General features: G+C 70.9%; 15 protein-coding genes. 9 read left to right on the top strand and 6 right to left on the bottom strand.

What is annotated here, in order from left to right; translation table 11 throughout:
• Positions 1-8: 8 nt before the first annotated feature.
• Positions 9-800, top strand: coding sequence for an N-acetylmuramoyl-L-alanine amidase family protein (locus tag E8A74_RS45665; protein WP_136935462.1), 792 nt, complete (start codon positions 9-11; stop codon positions 798-800).
• A gap of 326 nt (positions 801-1,126) precedes the next feature.
• Here the strand turns inward: E8A74_RS45665 and E8A74_RS45670 are convergent, their stop codons facing one another.
• Positions 1,127-2,074 (bottom strand): hypothetical protein, encoded by a 948-nt coding sequence (locus E8A74_RS45670; protein ID WP_136935463.1) that lies wholly within the window; start codon positions 2,072-2,074, stop codon positions 1,127-1,129.
• Positions 2,075-2,240: 166 nt separating this feature from the next.
• Between E8A74_RS45670 and E8A74_RS45675 the strand changes: the two genes are divergently transcribed.
• Complete coding sequence (locus tag E8A74_RS45675) at positions 2,241-3,533, top strand: pyridoxal phosphate-dependent aminotransferase (protein ID WP_136935464.1); 1,293 nt, start codon at positions 2,241-2,243, stop codon at positions 3,531-3,533.
• A 334-nt stretch (positions 3,534-3,867) separates the two neighbouring features.
• Here the strand turns inward: E8A74_RS45675 and E8A74_RS45680 are convergent, their stop codons facing one another.
• Together E8A74_RS45680 and E8A74_RS45685 are read right to left on the bottom strand one after the other, a co-directional pair.
• A complete protein-coding gene (locus E8A74_RS45680; protein ID WP_136935465.1) occupies positions 3,868-4,866 on the bottom strand; it encodes an NAD-dependent epimerase/dehydratase family protein in 999 nt (332 codons plus the stop codon).
• A gap of 54 nt (positions 4,867-4,920) precedes the next feature.
• The gene (locus tag E8A74_RS45685; protein WP_136935466.1) at positions 4,921-5,691 is read right to left on the bottom strand and encodes a hypothetical protein; all 771 of its coding nucleotides are present in this window, start codon (positions 5,689-5,691) and stop codon (positions 4,921-4,923) included.
• 430 nt (positions 5,692-6,121) lie between these two features.
• Here E8A74_RS45685 and E8A74_RS45690 point away from each other — a divergent pair, with 430 nt between their 5' ends.
• Positions 6,122-6,916: a hypothetical protein gene (locus E8A74_RS45690; protein WP_136935467.1), complete on the top strand. Its 795-nt coding sequence runs from the start codon at positions 6,122-6,124 to the stop codon at positions 6,914-6,916.
• A gap of 1 nt (position 6,917) precedes the next feature.
• On the opposite strand, the gene E8A74_RS45695 is transcribed toward E8A74_RS45690, so the two are convergent.
• A complete protein-coding gene (locus E8A74_RS45695) occupies positions 6,918-7,937 on the bottom strand; it encodes a Glu/Leu/Phe/Val dehydrogenase dimerization domain-containing protein (RefSeq protein WP_170229875.1) in 1,020 nt (339 codons plus the stop codon).
• 111 nt (positions 7,938-8,048) lie between these two features.
• On the opposite strand from E8A74_RS45695, the gene E8A74_RS45700 reads away from it, so the two are divergent.
• The 6 genes from E8A74_RS45700 (at position 8,049) to E8A74_RS45725 (ending at position 15,529) form a co-directional block, all read left to right on the top strand.
• Positions 8,049-8,696 (top strand): DUF2267 domain-containing protein, encoded by a 648-nt coding sequence (locus E8A74_RS45700; RefSeq protein WP_136935469.1) that lies wholly within the window; start codon positions 8,049-8,051, stop codon positions 8,694-8,696.
• A gap of 127 nt (positions 8,697-8,823) precedes the next feature.
• On the top strand, positions 8,824-10,284 hold the full coding sequence (locus E8A74_RS45705) for a serine/threonine-protein kinase (RefSeq protein WP_136935470.1): 1,461 nt from the start codon (positions 8,824-8,826) through the stop codon (positions 10,282-10,284).
• 11 nt (positions 10,285-10,295) lie between these two features.
• Positions 10,296-11,327: a PEGA domain-containing protein gene (locus tag E8A74_RS45710; protein WP_136935471.1), complete on the top strand. Its 1,032-nt coding sequence runs from the start codon at positions 10,296-10,298 to the stop codon at positions 11,325-11,327.
• Positions 11,328-11,426: 99 nt separating this feature from the next.
• Complete coding sequence (locus tag E8A74_RS45715; protein ID WP_136935472.1) at positions 11,427-12,527, top strand: hypothetical protein; 1,101 nt, start codon at positions 11,427-11,429, stop codon at positions 12,525-12,527.
• 391 nt (positions 12,528-12,918) lie between these two features.
• Positions 12,919-14,490: a type 1 periplasmic-binding domain-containing protein gene (locus tag E8A74_RS45720; RefSeq protein ID WP_170229876.1), complete on the top strand. Its 1,572-nt coding sequence runs from the start codon at positions 12,919-12,921 to the stop codon at positions 14,488-14,490.
• A gap of 52 nt (positions 14,491-14,542) precedes the next feature.
• Positions 14,543-15,529 carry an NAD(P)H-quinone oxidoreductase gene (locus E8A74_RS45725; RefSeq protein ID WP_136935474.1) on the top strand — a complete coding sequence of 329 codons (987 nt, stop codon included), beginning with the start codon at positions 14,543-14,545 and terminating at the stop codon, positions 15,527-15,529.
• Here E8A74_RS45725 and E8A74_RS45730 read toward each other — a convergent pair whose 3' ends face one another.
• Together E8A74_RS45730 and E8A74_RS55755 are read right to left on the bottom strand one after the other, a co-directional pair.
• Complete coding sequence (locus tag E8A74_RS45730; protein ID WP_136935475.1) at positions 15,530-18,403, bottom strand: TonB-dependent receptor domain-containing protein; 2,874 nt, start codon at positions 18,401-18,403, stop codon at positions 15,530-15,532. It lies immediately after the preceding gene.
• 12 nt (positions 18,404-18,415) lie between these two features.
• Positions 18,416-19,999 carry a serine/threonine-protein kinase gene (locus E8A74_RS55755; RefSeq protein ID WP_136935476.1) on the bottom strand — a complete coding sequence of 528 codons (1,584 nt, stop codon included), beginning with the start codon at positions 19,997-19,999 and terminating at the stop codon, positions 18,416-18,418.
• Positions 20,000-20,053 lie beyond the last annotated feature (54 nt).

Genomic DNA, 20,053 nt, shown 5'->3' on the forward strand with positions numbered 1-20,053 from the left:
GAAAGTCGATGACACAAGCAAGACCCCCCGCCACGCCCGACTCGGTCTCGAACGCAAATTCGCCGGCCTCGCCGTCCAACGTCCCCGACGCGAACCAGCCGGCCGCGCAAACATGCAGCACGTGCAAGGACAGGCGGGTCATCGTCATCGATCCCGGTCACGGCGGGACCGCCATGGTAGGCGGGAGCAGCCCGAACAACGCGACGGCGGTCTCAGGCGTCCTGGAGAAGACCCTGACGCTCCAGTATGCGCAAACCCTCAAGCAGCACCTCGACGGCGAGGCGTGCAAATCGATCTTCCGAGGTCGAGGCTATGCCGACGTGCAGGTCGTCTTGACGCGCACGGGAGACACCAATCCGGGGCTGAGCACGCGGGTCAACGTCGCGAAGACGAACAAGGCCGACATCTTCCTCAGCATTCATTTCAACGGCGGAGTGGCGGCGGCGCGAGGCACGGAGACGTTCTACAAGGCCGGCTCCAACGGCAACGCAAACCTGGGCGAGGACACAGCCCTCGCGCAGACCGTCCAGACCGCGCTCTTCAATGCCATGAAGAGCATCGACGGGGGCGCGAAGGACCGAAAAATCAAGCCCGACACGGACACCAAGCACAAGAGCCTGGGCATCCTGCGGGACCCCGGCATCGGTTACAGCGGCAAGATGTGCCGCTCGGTCCTGATCGAGGTGGAGTTCATCTCGAACCACCAGGTGGACGCGCTGCTCGTAAGCGGCGGGCGCGCCTCGGCAAACCGCAGCACGCTCATGCTCGCCGTCGCGCGCGCCCTCGCGAATTCGCTGTGACGGGGAGCCGCCGCGCCCGGGGCTCTGCCCCGGACCCCGCGGGGGGCTGTCCGCCCCCTCGACCCCGGACCAGCGAGGCGCTGGACCCAGGGTTGAAAAACTGCGCTCCGCGCAGTTTTTCAAACAGGCCGACGAAGAAGCCGGAGGGCCAGCCGAACCCGCAGCGCGGCTGTCTCGATCGGCAACGCCGCTTCTGGTCTTGACCGGGCCTGTTCGATGAACTGCGCATCGCGCAGTTCATCGAGCTTGGGTCCAGCCCCTGGCTGGTCCGGGGTGGAGGGGGCGGATAGCCCCCTCCTGGGGCCTGGGGCAACGCCCCAGCGTCTTCACCCCCAGGCCCAGCCTACCTTCCGGAAGCGCGTGACGAGTGCGTCCGTGAGTCGTCCGCGCACGACTCCGCTGAACGCCTCGCCCTTCACCGGATCTCTCCACCGGCGCTCGCTGCCGTCCACCATGTCGGCGCGGACGCCCGCGAACGTCGATAACCAGAGCATCGTGATCCCGGTCTCGTGGGCCCACGTCTCCCGGGACTTGCGGCCGCCCTTCATCCCGACCTTGCCCGGCTGGTACGTCCCGCCCTTCGACATCGGGTGCATTTCATTCTGGATCACGGCCCCGAAGCCGCCGGGCACCGCGTTCTGGCGCAAGAGGTCGAGGAGCATGAGGTTGATCCCCCACGTCCGATGGTTGCGCGCCGCCTCCGACACGCACATCGCCACGCAGAGCCGCGCCATTTCGGGCGGCGTACCGACCAGAGGATCGCCCTGCAAGAAGCCGAGGAGCGCCGCCGTCTTGTCCTTGCACCCCGAGGAGCCGAGGTACATGGCCTTGTAATCGTCACCGCCCGCGCGGTAGGCCGAAGCGGCCGCCTCGTCCGTCGAGGCCACGATGTGCGCATAATAATCGGGGGGCCCCACGCGCACGACCCACGTCCCGACCTGGAAGAGCTTCTCCGTCCCGCTCTCGCCGAGCGTGATCAGCTCCTGCATCCATTCCCCGGCGCTCCCCGGCTTCCGCACGACGAGCTCCACGGGCGTGATACCGGCTCCACCACGCGCCACGGAGAAGCCACGCGTGTAGGTCGTCCGCCCGCCGGAGCCCGGCGTCGAAAACACGGTTTCCGTCGCGCTTTCGAGCATCGTGTGCACGTCCCAGCGCGAGAGCATCACCTCGCGGTGCTCCCCGTGCCGGACCCGGATGAAATGGCCCACGCCTGCGCCGGCCCACGCTTGCCAGTTCTCGAGGCCCTCGATCTTCTCCAGGTGCGTTTGCATGGCTGCCCGGAGCGTACAGCGGAGATGGCGCGCGTGGAAGAGGCTCTTGCTCCTGCCCGCTCGCGCGCCCGCCCCCGCTTCCCTGCCCCGGACAGATTGCGCCTGGACGCCGCTCCGAACATCCATTCCCCGATCACGGTTCTGCGGGTATGCTCCGCGCGCCCCCATGGTAACGGCCCTCGAATTTCCTCCGCTCGAGGTCGGTGACGCCGGCCTCTCCGCGCTCGCGCGTGGCGTCATCGGCTCCGAGATCCTGAAGATTGCCGGCGAGATCCGGGCCATGAAGGCCAAGGGCGCCCAGATCTGCAACCTCACCGTCGGCGACTTCGATCCGGCCTACTTCCCCATCCCCGCCGAGCTCTGCGAGGGCACGCGCGCCGCGCTCGCCGAGGGCCACACGAACTACCCGCCCTCCGACGGCGTGCTCGTCCTGCGCGAGGCGCTCGTGCGCTTCTACGAGCGCGAGCTCGGCCTCAAGTACCCGATCGAGTCCGTGCTCGTCGCCGGCGGCGCCCGGCCCCTGCTCTACGGCGCGTACCGCACGCTCATCGATCCCGGCGACGTCGCCGTCTACCCGGTCCCGTCCTGGAACAACAACCACTACGCCTACCTCTCCGGCGCGAAGGCCGTGGAGATCCCCGTCTCGGCCGCGTCGAACTTCTTCCCGACCGCCGACGATTTTCGGCCGCACATCGGCTCGGCCAGGCTGCTGCTCGTGAACTCGCCGCTGAACCCGACCGGCACCGTCATCTCGAAGGACGAGCTCGGGCGCATCGCCGAGCTCGTGCTGGGCGAGAACCGCCGCCGGGAGGCCGAGGGCCTGCGCCCGGTGTTCCTCGTGTACGACCAGGTCTACTGGATGCTCACCCACGGCGAGGCGCACCACGAGACGCCCGTGTCGCTCGTGCCCGAGGTCGCGCCGTACACGCTCTTGCTCGACGCGCTGTCAAAGTCGTTCTGCGCGACGGGCATGCGCGTCGGCTGGGGGTTCATGCCGCCCGCGGTGCGGCGGCGCATGGCGGACATCCTCGGGCACGTGGGCGCCTGGGCGCCGAAGGCCGAGCAAGTCGCGACGGCGGCGCTGCTCGACGCGCCGGACGCGATGAACGCGTTCCTCTCGGGCGCGAAGGCGAAGGTGAAGGAGCGGCTCGACGCGCTCTTCGCCGGGTTCTCGACGATGCAACGCGAGGGCCTACCCGTCGACGCGATCGCGCCACAAGGGGCGATCTACCTGTCGGCGCGCTTCGACTGGATCGGCAAGACGATCCGAGGCCGGACAATCCAGACGAACGACGAGATCCGCAAGGTGCTGCTGGAAGAAGCAGGCCTGGCAGTCGTGCCGTTCCAGGCGTTCGGGCTGCGAGAGGAAAACGGCTGGTTCCGGCTGAGCGTGGGCGCGGTGTCGATGGACGACATCCAGGCAGTGTTCCCGCGCCTGCGCGCCCTCATGGCTGGTTGAGTGGCGATACGCCGCGCCGGGGCGCCGCACCGGGGCGCTGCCCCGGACCCCGCGGGGGGCTGTCCGCCCCCTCGACCCCGGACCAGCGAGGCGCTGGACCCAGGGTTGAAAACCTGCGCTCCGCGCAGTTTTTCAAACAGGCCGACGAACAACCCGGGTCGCCAGCCGAACCCACAGCGCGGCTGTCTCGGCTGGCAACGCCGCTACTAGTCTTGACCGGGCCTGTTCGATGAACTGCGCACCGCGCAGTTCATCGATTTGGGGTCCAGCCCCTGGCTGGTCCGGGTCCAGGGGCGGACAGCCCCTGGTCGGGGTCCGGGGTGAAACCCCGGCGCTACGCTAGTTTCCCCGTTTCGCGGAGCCACGCCTCGCTCCGCTGCATGCCCTCGTCGATCGGCACGCGCACCTGCCAGCCGAGCAGCCGCTCGGCCTTCGCCGTTGGGTACTGGAGTTTTCGTACGTAGCGCTCGAGGCGATCTGCCGTGAGTGGGATGCCGAGCTTGAAGAGTTCGTTCGCGCGGGCGATGAGGTATGCGAGGGGCATGGGCACGCGGCGGGGGCGCTTGCCGCTCATCGCGCCGTAGAAGCCGAAGAAGCGCTCCCACGTGACGGCCGCGTCGCTCGCGTTGAACGCCTCGCCCTCGGCCTCGGGCCGCGTCGCGGCGAGGCGTATCATGTCGACGACGTCGTCCACGTAGACGGGATACGCGTGGCCCTGGCCGTCGCCGAAGATCACGGGCACGCCCTTCTGCACGAGCCGGAGCATGCCCACGGTCCATCCGCCCGATCGCGGCCCGTACACCATCGCCGGCCGCACGATCGAGATCGCGAGGTTCGCCTTCGCCGCGGCCTCGCGCGCCGCCTCCTCGCCGAGCGCCTTCGTGCGGCCGTAGAGATCGACCTGCGTGACGTCGATCGGGACCGACTCGTCGACGTGATCCGTCGCCGGGAGCCCGTACACCGAGATGGTGCTCACGAGGACGAACCGCTCGCAGCCCGCGCGCGCCGCGGCCGTCACGAGCGCGCGCGTCGCGTCCACGTTGACCGCGTACGCGTCGGCCTCGCCGCCCTTGCCACGCTCGAGCCACGCCGCGAGGTGAAAGACGACGCGTTTGCCCTCGCAGAGCCGCGCCATCGCGCCGGCGTCGCGCACGTCGGCCCGGTGGATCGTGACGCCTGCGGCGCGAAGCTTTGCCTCGTCCGGGAAGGAGCGCCCAGCGCCGATCACGCTCGCCTTGTCCTCGGCCGCGAGGCGCTCGGCCAGGCGTCCTCCGATGAACCCGCTCGCGCCGGTCACGAGGACCGGCGTCTCCGTCAACGACACATCACCCATCGGGGCGCGAGTCTACTGCCCCGCGGCGCGCATGGGGAGCGCTCTGCGCTCGCTTCAGGGCACCGTCCCGCTCGTCACCTCGACTGCGACCTCGGGCGAGACCTTCACGGTGGCCTCGCAGCTCGGTGTGCCCTCGCAGGACGTGGCGTCCACGCGGACCTCCGCGTCCACGCGGAGCGTCGCCGTCCCCGCCGGCGAGCCCTGGGGGATCCGCACGACGATCTCCCTGTCCACGAGGCTCACCTGCGGCGGGGCCGGCAGCTCGAGCGTCTCGTCGTCGTAGGTGAAGACGACGTCGAGGTTCTCCTCGTCGAGCTCGTCGCCCGGCGCGGACCACGCGAGCGCGAGGTCGACGCCCGGGTCGATCTTGTTGTCCGGGTGGCTCGTGGTGATCGTGCGTGTGGCGAGCAGGTCCTCGAAGTCGAGCGCGATGCGGGCCGTCTCGTCCGAGACCTCGAAGTGCGTCTTGTCCTTGCCGAGGTTCTCCTCGGCGAGGGCCTTGCGGAAGGTGGGCGCGCCGCAGACCCAGCCGTCTTTCGTGGGCGTCTCGCCGCCGCGGATGAAGAGGTCCATCTTGCGATCATCCACCTTGGCCTTGATGTCGTCCGTGATCGCCTCGCACGTCCCCTCTTTGGCCACGAGCGCGAGCGAGACCCGCGGCGACTCGCCGAGCTCCACCTCGACACGCGCGCGAGAAGGGTCGAGGTCCGCGAGGGTGGTCTCGGGCTCGAGCAGATCAAAGAGGCCACAACCAGACGACGCGAGGGCGATCGTCGCGAGAAACGGCAAGGTGAGGAATCGATGGAGGATCACGCGGGCGGGCATGCTGGGCGCCAAGGGCAAACGGCGTACCGAGCACGGACAAACGACCCCGACGGCGATTTTTTCGCGAAATGACGCGGCGCGCGCAAATGGTTTTTCGCGGCTCGTGACGCGGGCGATCCAGGATTCGGTCGAGAAGGTGGTCAAACAGGGGGGCCCGCGCGCAGGCGAGGGCGGATTCGAGCAGCCCCGACGTCCGCCAGAGGTGCGTCGGACGGTACGCAGGCGTGCGGCACGAGCTCCGCATGCGGCAGGGGATCCGCAGGGGGGGTGCGCGGCCCATGCGCAGGGGCCCCTGGGCGGACGACCGCCGTTCCCGGAAAATTTCGAGCTTTGCAGATTCCTCGGGGCGACCCCGGAGGCCCGCGTTGACCGCCCCGCGCCTCGTCGCTTAGCCTTTCTGCCGATGGTCCGGGATCCGCGGCTGGGCCCTTTGCAGGACGCACGCCCTCGGCTCGTCGCGTTCGGCAACGTCGCGGTCGGCTTCATCGCGATCGGCAACGTCGCGGTCGGCGTGGTGGCCATCGGCGCAAGCGTGGCCGTCGGGCCCATCGCAATCGGGATCAACGCCGTGGGCATTCTGCTCGGGCTCGGGCTGAACGCCGCCGGCACGGCCGCCATCGCGCTGATCAACGGGCTCGGGCTCTACACGTTCGCCGGCGTGAACGGGCTCGGCGCGCGCACGATCGCCTACGTGAACGCCGGAGAAAGCGCGTTCGTCGCGCTGCTCTGGCTCGCCCTGCAGCTCGTCGCCGCGCGGCTCGTGTCGCGGCGGATGCCCGCGCAATCCGCGGAAGCGCAGCCGGCAACCGTGCCCCTCGCAGAGATCATGTCAGGCGCACGCGAGGAAGGTCTGGTCCGCGCGCGGGTCCGCGCGATCACGGAAGAAGGCGTGCAGATCGAGGAGGACACGCCCGAGGCCACCGTCGCGTCGCTCGCCTTCTCGGACCGAGCACGCGCGTCCCTCGAAGCAGCCCAGCGCGTGCCCGGCTCGCCCGCGATGCTCGTGACGGTGCGCGCCTCACGCGAGATGCCGTCGCAAGCCGTCGAGGCAAACTACCGCAGCGCGCCGCAGGTGAGCCGCGTGCTCTGGAGCGAGGACTTCAAGGCGATCCCAGCCCCGCCGCCCTTCTGGGCACGACCCGGCGTGGTACCGCGACTGTCGCGCGTGAGCCTGGCCGTCGGGGCGACGATCGCCCTCGCGGAGTTCGTGGTGCAGTGGTTCTGAGCTAACGCCGCGCCGCCGCGATCCGCGCGAGCGCCCGCGCCTCGGCCACGTCCATCGGGGTCCGCCCGGTCGCCTTTGCCTCGTCGAGCACGAGCCGCGCCGTGTCGCCAAGCCGATCGATGAGAGGTGTGCGGTCGGGCAGGTCCATCACGGAGAGGCCGATCCCGTCGATGACTGCGCCTGCCGAGGCGATTGGATCCGGCACGTGGAGGATGCCGCGCGCCGCGAGCTGGTTCGCGATCTCGGGTGATGCGAGCGCGTTGTTCGCCGCGCCGCACACGGCCCATGCGCGCATCGACGGGACGACCTCGGCCGTGATGACGCCGCCCACGGCGCAGGGCGCGACGATGTCGACGTCCTCGACGAGGATGCGTTCTGCCGATGTCACGCGTGCGCCGGGGATCCCGCGAGCGACCTCCTCGGCGCGGCGCGTGTCCACGTCGGCGAGGACGATCCGCGCGCCTGCGTCGGCGAGCGCTGCGGCTGCGCGCGCGCCGATCGCACCTGCGCCTTGCACGGCCACCGAGAGCCCTTCCACGGGCACGCCTCGCACGGCTGCGCATGCCTCGATGCATCGGAGAAGCCCACGCGCCACGGCGGCTGCGAGGCCTCGCTCGTCCGTGTGCACGTACTGCGTGTGCTCGGCCATCACGGCGAGATCGGCGGCCGTCGTCCCGAGATCACCGGCCGTGCGGAACATGCCGCCGAGCTCCTCGACCACTTGCCCGAGCCGCGCGAATGCGGCCTTCCGATCGACCCCGTCGCCGAGCAAGACGACCGCTTTCCCGCCGCCCGCGTCGAGCCCGGCGAGCGAGCACTTCCGCGTCATGGCCCGCGCGAGCGCGCGCACGTCGGCGAGCGCGGCGTCGGCCGAGGGGTACCGCATCGTCCGTACGCCGCCCACGGCGGGCCCGAGCGTCGTGTCGTCGAGGGCCACGATGGCGCGCAGGCCGGAGCGGGGATCTGCGACGAAGATGCACCGCGGGCCGCCTGACGCGGGCTTGGGGAGGAGTTCCGCCATGAATCGCAAAGACGCACCGATCGCTTCGCGACGCAAGCGCGGGCTCCTCTTCGATGCACGCGGCGCGTGGCGCGGGCCTCGCATGCCCCTCGGGGCGCGGGAGGCGCGGGCATGGATGAATCAACCTTCCTGGACGAGGTCGCGTGGCGTGGTGGGCTCGGAGAAACGTCGAGCGCGCGCACGGTCTCCGAGGCGGTCCTTCGGGCGTTCGCCGAGACGCTCGTGCCCGATGAGGCCCGCGCGCTCGCGCATGCGCTCCCTGCGCCGCTCGACGCCTGGATCCTCGACGGCCCGCACTTCGGGAGCCTCTCCGAGGACGCGCTCTACCGCCGCGTCGCCGATCGCGAGGGCACGCTCCTCGGCTTCGCCATCGAGCACACCCGGCTCGTCCTCGGCGTCCTCGGCGACGCGCTTCCCGAGACCACGCGCCTCCGCTTGCTTCGCCACCTCGGGCCTGCGCTCGGCGATCTCCTCGCCCCGCGCGAGCCCCTCCCCTCGCCGCCCGTCCACCTCCGCCGGCCCGCCGAGCCCGAGCGAGGCAAAGGAACCACCCTCGCCACCGGCCGCCCCGGCAGCTTGAAGCCGCTCAGCGAGGCACGGCCCGAGCGTGCCCATGCGGACTCGGTCGTCCGCGCCGAGAACCCTCACGGCGAGACCAAACTCTCGTCGAGCCGTGGCCTCACGCAGGAGCGCGAACAGGAAACCCTGGCCGAGGGCGAACCCGGTCCGCTTCGCCCCGTGAGCGAAAGAGGCCGCTAGAAGCAAGGCCTCGCAGGACCGTTGGAATCTGGCAGGAAGCTACGATCCCGATCCGAAATCGTGTACCTTCCGAGCGAGCCGCCCTCCGGTTGGGCCGGGGGCGGATCGTGCGGAAAGGCTCGGGCGGATGCAGGCTGGCCAGCAAATCACGCCGACGCTTCGGCTCCAGGGCCTCCTCGGAAAAGGTGGCATGGGCAGCGTGTGGGCCGCCGACCACCTCGCGCTCGGGACCCAGGTCGCCGTGAAGTTCATGTCGCCGGCCTACGTCGAGAACCAATCGCTCGTGCAGCGGTTCCGCACGGAGGCGATGGCCGCGGCGCAGATCAAGAGCCCGCACGTCGCGCAGGTCTTCGATCACGGCTTCACCGCCGACGGCACGCCGTACATCGTGATGGAGCTGCTCGAAGGCGAGGACCTGAAGCGCCGCATCCGCCGCGAAGGTCCCCTGCCGCTCCGGGACGTGGCGCTCGTCGTGTCGCAGGCCTCGAAGGCGCTCGCCCGCGCGCACGCCCTCAACATCGTCCACCGCGACATCAAGCCGGACAACATCTTCCTCTGCAACATCGACGGCGAGACCTTCGTCAAGCTGCTCGACTTCGGCATCGCCAAGATGGGCCCGGACGGCGCGCTCGGCGCCACGACCACGGGCTCGATGATGGGCACGCCGCTCTACATGAGCCCCGAGCAGCTCCTCAGCGCGCGGCGCGTCGATCACCGCTCGGATCTCTGGTCGATCGCGGTCGTCGCGTACCACGCGATCACGGGCCGCGTGCCTTTCCACGGCGAGACCGTCGGCTCGCTCGGGGTCGCCGTGCACACGGGCGTCTTCCACCTCCCGAGCGCGCTCCGGCCCGACGTGCCGCCGGCCGTCGACGCCTGGTTCCAGCGGATGCTGCGCCGGGATCCCGCCGAGCGCTTCGGCTCCGCGAAGGAGATGGCCGAGGCGCTCGAACAAGCCATCCTCGGCGCGCCGTCGCCCTACGCGGTGACCGGCAGCTTCGCCCGCGCGCCGTTCCCCTCGCACGCCGATCCGACGCCCGCGCCGTTCTCGGGCGGGCGCATGGCCACGACGCCGGCCCCGAACTCCCCGAGCGGTTACGCCTCCTCGCCGTACACGCCGCCGCACAACGCGCCGCAGGGGCCCGCGAGCGCGCCGCAGACGCTCATCGGGACGTCGACCACGGCCGCGCGCGCGGCCAGCGGCAAGAAGTCCGCGATCATCGCGGCAAGCGTGGCCGTGCTCGTCCTCGCCGGGCTCGGCATCTTCCTCGCCGCTCGCCGCAGCAACGAGGCCGCGTCCGTGTCCGCCGCGCCCGGCGAACCCTCGACCACGGTCGCGACGCTCGCGCCCTCCCCCGCCCCATCCCCGTCCCCCACGCCCGTCGTGGCCCCGGCGCCTCCGCCGAGCGCGAGCGCGCTCGCCGAGCCCGCCGCGCCCAGCTCACCCACGACGACGGCCGAGGACAAACCCACGACCCGCAAGACGACGCAGCCCCCTGCCGCGACGACTCCACCTCCGCCCGCGACGACCGCGAAGGCCGCGACCAAGCCGCCCAAGGGCGGCAGCAAAGACACGATCGGCTTCTGAACCACGCTGCCATGCGCCAAACGCAAGCTCGACTCGGTGCCACCGCGACGATCGTCGCGCTCGGCCTCTCGCTCTCCGGGGCAGCAGAGGCCCAGGGAAAGCAGCCTTCGGCCGCCGCCAAGCAGACGGCGCGGCAGCTCCTCGTCGATTGTCGCGCCAAGCTCGGCGCGAACAAGCTCGCCGAAGCGCTCAAGGATTGCCAGGGCGCGCACGCGATCATGGGCGTGCCCTCGACCGGGCTCGATCTCGCGCGGGTGCACGAGGCCATGGGCCACCTCGTCGAAGCGCGCGAGGTCGCCCTCGAAGTGACGCGCTTCGACAACACCGCCGGCAACGCCGCCTTCGCCACGGCCATGACCGAGGCCGAAGCCCTCGCGCAGAGCCTCGAGCCGAAGATCCCCTCGCTCGTGATCAACGTGAGCGGCCCGCCCTCCGGCGCCGAGATCACCGTGAAGGTCGACGCCGAGACCATCCCGCAAGCAGCCGTCTCGTTGCCCTACAAGGTCAACCCGGGCGAGCACACCGTCATCGTCTCGGCCGCCGGCTTCGGCCAGCGCGCCGAAAAAGTGCAGATGACGATCGGACAAACCCGCACCGTCGACATCACGTTGCGCCCCGCCGCGGGCGGCGAAGACGTGGTGAATCCGTTCGGCACGCCGGACGAGGCCCTCTCCGAAGGCGAAGGCGGCCGGCAGATCCCGGTGTGGACGTGGATCGCAGGCGGCGTCGGGCTCGTCGGGGCCGGCGTGGCCGTGGGCTTCGGGCTCAGCTTCAGCGACGCGCAGGAGACCGTCAGCCGCGATTGTCCAAACAACGCCTGCAACGACACCTACACGCCCGCGCAAGCACAAGCCCTGCAGGCGAAGTGGAACCGCTCGCTCGGGCTCACCGTGGCCGGCAGCGTCGTCGGCGCGGCCGGGATCGGCGCAGCCATCTTCGGCATCGTGACAGCCCCGAAAAAAGGCGCGCCCGCGCCCTCCACGGGGTTCGTCCCGTGGATCGGCCCGTCCGGCGTCGGCGCCTCCGCATTCGGCCACTTCTGACCCACGCCGCGATCCGTCGCGCACACGCACGGATGTCCCGCATGGAAGCCTGCGCGCGCCGCGCCTCGGCCGCGCCCTTGTGGTACAACCGACGCCACCGTGCTCCTTGCTCGCATCCGCCTCGTCGGCCTCGGCCCCTTCGGCGACATCACGCTGCCCCTCTGCGACCCGGATGGCTCTCCCCGGCGCCTCTGCGTGATCTTCGGCGGCGAAGGCGTAGGCAAGACCGCGGTGCTCTCCGCCATCGCCACGACCCGCCCAGGCCACGCCGTCGCGCAAATCGTCCACACGCGCAGCGCCGGATCACCCTCCAGCGCCCTGCGCGCCGACCTCCCGCACGACCCACGCCCCGACGTGCCCCCCTTCGTCGTGGCCGAGTGGCTGCTCGGCGACGACGACCCCGCCCGGCCCCACACGCTCTGCGTCGCAAGCCCAAACGCGCGCCTCGACGAGCGCGACGACGAAGCCCTGCTCCGCCGTCGCGAGCAAGCCCTCTTCGATCGCCGCGCCGCCGAGCGAGGCTTCGTCCTGGTCTCCCTCTCGGGCGCCCGCTGGTTCTCCCGCACGCCCGTGCTCCTGACGACGCCCGAGCGCACCCTGCTCCGCTACGACGTGCGCGCCTCCACGAGCTTCGACGACGCGAGCCGCACCGACATCGCCCGCGAGACGAAGCAAGTCCTCTCCTTCGCCTGCATCACAGCCGCCCTGTCCCGCAAGACGGAAAGCGCACCGGTCACCGCAGCCCGGCTGGAGACCGCCCTCGTCGGGGTCCTCGGCGCCCTGCTCGAAGAAGACGGCTGCACCTTCGTCGGCGTCGATCCCGTGCGCCTCGAGCCCCTCTTCCGCGACGCCGACGACCGTCTGCTCGAGTTCGACGACCTCCCCCGGAGCCTGCGCCACCTCGTCGCCTTCGGCACGCACGCCGTGCGCTCGCTCGCCGCCGCCTTCCCCGACCGCGATCCCCGCGAATCCGAAGGCGTCGTGCTCATCGACGACGTCGAGATCGAGCAGCCCGCCCATCGCCTGCGCACCCTCATCCCACGCCTCCGCCGCGCCCTGCCACGCGTGCAGTGGATCCTGACATCAAGCTCCCCCGACGTGGCCCTCGGCTGCGCCCCCGGCGAGATCATCGCCCTGCGCCGCCTGCCCGGCGCCGCCGCCATCGAGCTCCACGAGGGCGAAGACGCCGTCCTGCATTAGGCGCGGAGCTGGGGCGTTGCCCCAGGCCCCAGCAGGGGCTGTCCGCCCCTGCACCCGGACCAGCCAGGGGCTGGACCCAAGCTCGATGAACTGCGCGATGCGCAGTTCATCGAACAGGCCCGGTCAAGACCAGCAGCGGCGTTGCCAACCAAGACAGCCGCGCTGTTGGTTCTGCTGGCAACCCGGCTTCTTCGTCGGCCTGTTTGAAAAACTGCGCACCGCGCAGGTTTTCAACCCTGGGTCCAGCGCCTCGCTGGTCCGGGGTCGAGGGGGCGGACAGCCCCCCGCGGGGTCCGGGGCGGCGCCCCCGGCGCGGGCGGCCCGTGAGGAGACCTGGCCTCTTCGTCGGGCTTCTCGGCGACCTTCAAGGGTCGTACGCTTGGGGTCTGCCATGCTTGCACGACTTCTCCGGGGAACCGGAATCCTTCTTGGTTTGCTTGTGACCGGCGGGACCCTTGTTGCCTCGGGCGCGTGCTCGCTCGGCAACGTCACGCAGGATGACTGCACGAGCAATGATGAGTGTGTCCTCGCGATCGGGCCGAATAGCACCTGCGTCGAGGGGTACTGCACCGATCCTCCTGCGTGCTCCACGGGCCATGATTGCCGCAGGATTGGGGGCGGCGGCGCGTGTGTCGACGGCGTCTGCGTCTCGGCGTTCCCGAAGCACCCGCAGTGCAGCACGATCTTCGAGCCGGCGGACCTGCCGGACCGGCCCCTCGCTGGCCCGGATGCGCCGCTCGTCATCGGTAGCATCTTCTCGATTGGCGAGACGAAGGACGAGGTCCTCACGCAGTCTGTGCGCGTCGCTGTGCGGGAGATCAATGCGAGCGACAAACTCAACCGTGGCCAGCGCATGGCTGTCGTCGTCTGCGACAACGGCGGCGAGAACAACACCGCGACGGGCGCGGCGCGCGACGAGCTGAACCAGGCTGCGCTCGACTACCTCGCGGGCACGCTCGGCGTCCCGTACATCGTTGGGCCCCTCTCCTCGTCGGACTCGCTCCGCCTCATCGCGCGCCTCAAGGAGAAGGGGTATCCCACGGTGATCATCTCGCCCTCGGCGACGAGCCCGGCGCTCACGGATGCCGACGATCGCCTCGCGGCGGGCGAGCCGGGCCTCTTCTGGCGCACGTGCCCCAGCGACACGCGCCAGGGCGTCGTCATGGCGGACGACGTCATCGAGCTCGATCCGGTCGTCGCCGGCGGCAACGTCGCCGTCGTCTACGTCAGCGACGCCTACGGCCAGGGCCTCGCCACCGTCTTCCGGGAGGCGTATGGGCTCGACAAATCCCAGCTCTTCCCCATCGAGGAGGCGAAGCTCGCCGACGCCGGGGCGCTCGCCACGCTCGCCGCCGACGTCGACACGTACAACCCCGCTGGCGTCCTCGTGATCACGGTTCAAGCGGGACAAACCGTCGAGATCTTGAAGGCGATGGTGGGCAAGCCGGTCGCGGGGCGGAAGTTCTTCTTCACCGACGGCGCCAAGGATGCGACGAAGTTGCTCGATCCGAACCTGGCTGCCGAGGTGAAGCAGATGATCGCGGGCTCGCAGGGCACTGCGCCCGCGAGCCCGTCGGGGCAGATTTACGAGACCTTCCGCGCGAACATGAAGTCGCAGTTCCAGACGGATCCGGCCAACTTCTCGTTCACCGCGCAGGCGTACGACGCCACGTACGTCGGCGCGTACGGGGTCATCTGGGCCTCGCGCGATGGGACGGACTACGACGGCCGGCAGGTGGCCGAGGGCATGGGGCGCCTGGCCATGGGCGATCTCGTCGACATCACCTCGACCGCCTGGCCCAAGGGAAAAAGCACGCTCTCCGCGGGCGGGAGCATCAACCTCGCCGGCACGTCCGGCCCGCTCAATTTTGATCCTGCGACCGGCGAAGCCCCGGGCCGCATCGAGGTCTGGGCCGTGTCGAACGACAACTTCGTCACCGTCACGGTCAAGGATCCTCCCTGATCGAGCCACCACGCGGCTTGCGTCCCCGCCCCGGGCCGCTTACACGCCCGGCATGCGTGCCGTCGTCATTCGCTCTCCCGGGGGACCCGAGGTCCTCGAGCTCCGCGACCTGCCCGATCCCGAGCCGCCCTTCGGCCACGTCCGCGTCCGCGTCCACCTCGCCGGCGTCAACCGCGCCGACCTCCTCCAGCGCGCCGGCTTCTACCCTGCCCCGCCCGGCGTCCCTGCCGACATCCCCGGCCTCGAATATGTCGGCACCGTCGACGCCGTCGGCCCCGGCGTCACGCGGTATGCGGGCGGCGAGCGCGTCTATGGCATCGTCGCGGGCGGCGCGTATGCCGACCGCCTCGTCGCGCACGAGCGCGAGGTCGTCCCTGCGCCCGCGAACCTCTCCGACGCGGACGCCGCGGCCGTGCCCGAGGCGTTTCTCACCGCGCTCGACGCGCTCGTCGTGCGTGGCCGCCTCGTGGCCGGCGAGCGGGTCCTCGTGCATGCGGCGGGCAGCGGCGTCGGCACGGCGGGCGTGCAGATCGCCCACGCGCTCGGCTGCTTCGTGATCGGCACGAGCCGCACCGCGGACAAACTCGATCGATGCCGCGAGCTTGGCCTCGACGAGGGGATCGTCGCGCCGGGTGGCGTGTTCGCGGCCGAGGTCCTCGCGCGGACGGGCGGGGCCGGCGTGGATGTCGTGCTCGACCTCGTGGGCGGCGCCTACGTCCCGGAGACGATCGCCGCGGCTGCGAAAAGGGCCCGCATCGTGCTCGTGGGCCTGACGGCGGGGGCGAGCGCGCAGGTCCCGCTCGGCGTGATCTTGCAAAAGCGGCTGGAGGTCATCGGCACGGTGCTCCGGTCGCGGCCGATCGAGGAGAAAATCGAGGCGGCGAAGCTGCTCGATCGCACACTGGGACCGTGGCTCTCGCGGGGCATCGTGCGGCCCGTCGTCGATCGCGTGTTTCCGCTCGCGGAGGCGGCCGAGGCGCACCGCTACGTCGCGTCGAACGTCTCGTTCGGCAAGGTCCTGCTCGACGCGCGGACTTGATCAATACGTCCCGACGAGGTCGACCAGGAACGTCCGCCCATTCTGGGGCATCGTCCGGCTCCGGAATGTGTCCGTCACCGGCGCGAGCACGCGGCGGTCGGCGAGGTTGTAAAGCCCCACGACGTACCGGAGCCCGTACGACTTCACCTCGCCCGACACCGTCAAATCCGCCACGACCTGGGTCCCCGTCGAACTCCCGTCCACGAGCAAACGCGGCGCCTCCAGCGTCATGCGGACTCCGAGCGACGCGATCGAGGGCAACACCGGGATCACCCCGCGAAAACCCGCCAGGTGCTCCGGCACGTTTCGCACCCGCGGATCGGCGAGCGTGTCGTCGAGGTACGTCGCGCGTTGATACCCGTACGTCGCGGCGAGCATCCATCCTTTGCGCCATTCGCGCCGGATCTCGGCGTCTGCGCCGAGCACGAGCATGCCCGTCTCGCTGTTCGCGTAGGCCACCGTGGGCCTGCCCGGGATCGGCTTCGTGAAGATGAGCCCGTCGATGTGGCTGCCGTGCACGGCCACGAGCGCCGCCCAATCGTCGAGGAACCGTTGCGTGTATTCGACCTCGCCCGACCAGATCTTCTCGGCGTCGAGCGCTTGGAGGGGTTTCTCCTGGGATTGGCCGTTGTCGTTGTAGAGCTGCTCGTAAATGCTCGGCGCCCGGAACGCGCGGCCGCCCATCAGCTTGAGCGTGCCGCCTTGCACGGGCCGCGTGATGATCGCCGCCCGCGGCACGAAGACCGCGCCGAACGTGCTGTACACGTCGATGCGCAGGCCGCCGGAGAGCCGGAGCCACGGAAGCGGCGCGCCCTCCGCGAGCGCATATCCCGCGGCGAACTGGTACGGCCGCCGTTCGTCGAGGTAACGCTCCGTGGTGACGCGATTGACGTCTTCGCGGCCCTGGAGCGTCGCCTCCGGGTGCCATTGCCCCTCGCCGCCCACCGTGACGCGGAGCCGCGGCCCCGGCGAATACACGAGCCGCGCCTCGCCGCCCATCCACGTCCCCGCGAAGGACTCGATGTTGTCGAGCTCCCCGTCGAACGCATACACCCCGTCGTACGTGTAGCGGTTCGCGTGCGCGCGCACGAGCAATTGCAACGATTGCGTCAGGCGCGGCTCGAAGCGCGCCTCCACCATCATGCGGGTATCCGCGAACGCCGTCCGGGGATTGCCGGCTTGCGTCGCGTACGCGCCCACCGGCGTCGCCTGTGTCCGGTGGTGCACGAGCCATTGCAACGTGGCCGGGCCCCAGTAGGCGCGCCCGGCCGTGCCGCCCGCCTGGAAGGCCTCGACCCCGCGCACCCGGAGCGGCTCCGTTTGGCCGGTGATCGGCACCTCCAGATCAAAACCGTCCGATTGCGCGCCCCACCCGCTCGCCCAGATCCCCTTGTCTTGCCCCTTCCGCAGGTGAAACCCGCCGCGCCCGCGCAGGACCGCGCCGTCGTAGCTCCCGACCCCCACGTGCACGCCCGTGGGCTCCTCGCGCGAGCGCGTCACGAGGTTCACGATGCCCGAGAACGCGCCGGCGCCGTACAGCAGCGATCCCGGGCCGCGCACGATCTCGATGCGGTCCACGTCGTGCAAATCGCCCCGCCCGTCGGAGCCGATGTACGAGCTGTTCAGGAGGTTGTCATTGAGCGCCTGCCCGTCCGAGAGCACGAGCACGCGGCTACCATAATCGTTTGGCTGGCCAATCGCGCGGATCGAGGCCGACGCGTACGCCCGATCGTTCGCCATCGCGATGCCGCGCACGCCGCGCAGCGCCTCCGCGATCGTCGGGTACCCGAACGCCGCAAGCTCGCGCCGATCGATCACCGTGACCGAGCTCGGCGCGTCCTCGATCCGCTCGGCGAACCGCGACGCCGCCGTCACCTCGCGCAGCGGGACGAGGTCGAGCGTGCCGAGATCCACCTGCTCGCCCTGCCGCACCACGATGTCGCGCACCACGGGCGCGTGCCCGGGCAAACTCACGCGCACCTTCCGCGCGCCCGCGGGCACGTCGCTGAGCACCGCAGGAGAAAAGCCCGCCGCGCGCCCGTCGATGCTCACGAGCGCGCCCGGCTCCGTCGTCCCCACGACGACGGTCCCCACCGGCGGCCGCAGCGTCACGTTCACTTCGGTCGTCTCGCGCGCCACCACATTCACGGTACGCGCCGGCGCGGACGCGCCCTCGGTCGTCGCGTAAAGCTCGTGTTTGCCGGGCGACAGCGCGAGCTCGCAGGGGGCGATGCACGCGGGCTCCCCCGACTCCTGGTCGACCCGCACCGCCGCGCGCGCCGCGCCCGTCACCGTCACCTTCACCTTGCCGACGATCCGCGTGAGCGAGAGCGAGACGCGGGTCTCGCTCCCGCGCTTGGCCACGACCTCCTCGCTCGCCCTGGGCTCGTAGCCCGGAAACTCCGCGATCACGCGGTATTTGCCCTCGTTCACCGCGAGCGGGCGCGGCGCGCGGCCCCGCGAGCCGAGGTCCTTTCGATCGATGTAAATCGTGGCGCCGGGCGGATCCGTCACGACGTCGAGGACCGCCACGTTCGGCGCGAGGCGCGTGATGGCCGATTTCGAGGCCTCGATCGCCGCAGGCTCCGTCTCCCCGGCGAGGGCGTCGACGTAATAACGGTGCGCGTCGGGCCATTGCCGGAGCTGCTCGAACGAACGCGCGATGTTGAATACCACGCGCCGGTTCGGGACGAGCCGGTTCGACAGCAAAAAATGCTCGAGCGCGCTCGTGTACTCGCCCTTCTGGTAATCGGCGGCGCCGAGCTGGAAATGGAGCTCGGCCTCGTCCGCGAGCCCGTCGGCCGAGGCGCGCGGCGCGCCAAGGAACACGAGCGCGGCGGCGAGAACGGGGCCGAGGACACGAGAAGACCTCATCAGGGACACACGTCACCGACCCAGGTAAATGTCGCTCTTGCCCGTGGGCTTCGGCGCGGCGGATCCGCGCGACGAGGCGCGGGGCCAGGGCGCGAGGCCTCGGGCGGAGCCACTCGCGCTCGCGGCGACCGGCGCGGCGCTCGGCGCGGCCGGCACCTCGGCCTCGGCCGACGCGCGCGCCGGCGCCGTCGTCGCCGGAGGCTCCACGACCGGCGTATTCGTGGGCGTCATCCCGGGCGCCGTTTGTCCCGGATTGGTTTGTCCGGCGGGGGTCTGTCCGGCCCCCTCCGGCGCCCGCAGCCCCACGAACGCGACGCTCCCGCCCACGACGAGCGCGAGCGCCGCCATGACGACGAAGGGCAGCGCGCCCGAGCGGCGCTTCGGCGGCGTCGCTTGCGTGACCGCCGCGAACGCCGACGAAGGCGCGCCGATCTGCATGGCCGCGGGCGTCTCGGCCGAGATGCCGAGCGCCGCGCCCGACCAGCGCGTCGTCGGGGGATCCACCATCGCGTACGGGCCGCTTGCAGCCGGGGCCCCGGGCGCTTGGGAGCGAAGCTCGGTGGGTCCGGGCGGAGCTCCCCCACGGGAAGGCGTCTCGGAGAACGTCTGCGGCCCGCTCGGCGGGCGCGGCAGGGCCGAGAGGCGCGCGCGCTCGGGCTCGGGCAGCGGCACCAGCATTCGCTCGTGGATCCCGGCGTTCGCCTCGCCCGGCGGCAGCAGCGCGACGAGCGCCGCGTGCATCTCGGCGGCGCTCTGGAAACGCGCGCTCGGATCTAGATCGAGGGCGCGATGCACGACCGCCGCCACCGCGGGCGGCACCCACGGCGCGAGCCGCTCCACGCGCTCGGCCGGCTCCGTGCAGATCGCGATGATCAGATCGCCGAGCGCGCCGCTGTCCCGGTGCGGCGTCACGCCCGTGAGGGCCTGGTAGAGCACCACGCCGAGCGACCACAGATCCGCGCGGCCGTCGATGTGCTTGTGCCCGCGCGCCTGCTCCGGCGCCATGTAAAGCGGCGAGCCGAGCATGCTGCCGGTCTGCGTCAAGCTCGTCAGTTCACCGGCCTGCGCCATGCTCTCCGGATCGGGGGCGAGCTTCGCGATGCCGAAATCCAGGATCTTGACCGTGCGCTCGCCGGGCTGCGGGCCGCGGGTGAGGAACAGGTTCGCCGGCTTCACGTCGCGGTGCACGATGCCCTGCGCGTGCGCGACCTCGAGCCCGCGACAGGCCTGGGCCACGATCCGCACCGCGAGATCGGGGTGGACCGGCCCGAGGCGCTTGAAGACGGCCCGCACGTCCTCGCCTTCGAGCACCTCCATCACGAGGAAGGGCAGGCCCTCGTCGCCGTCGCGCCCGGCGTCGATCGCGCGCACCACGTGGGGCGTGTCGAGGGCCCGCGCCGCGCGCACCTCGCGTTCGAAGCGCGAGAGCAAGAGCTCGTTCCGCGCGACCTCCGCGGTCACGACCTTCACCGCGACCCGCGCGCCGCCTTGCGAATCGGTGGCCTCGTAGACGGCGCCCATTCCGCCAGCGCCGAGCCTGCGTTCGATCCGATATCGGCCGCCGATGAGGTCCTTCATGCCGAGCGCGGAATCCACGCTAAGGGATCTCGCGCGTCGTCGCAAGGCTCGGGTTGACGCCCCCGGCTCCTT

Source organism: Polyangium fumosum (genome assembly GCF_005144585.1).
GTDB classification, from domain to species: Bacteria; Myxococcota_A; Polyangia; order Polyangiales; family Polyangiaceae; genus Polyangium; species Polyangium fumosum.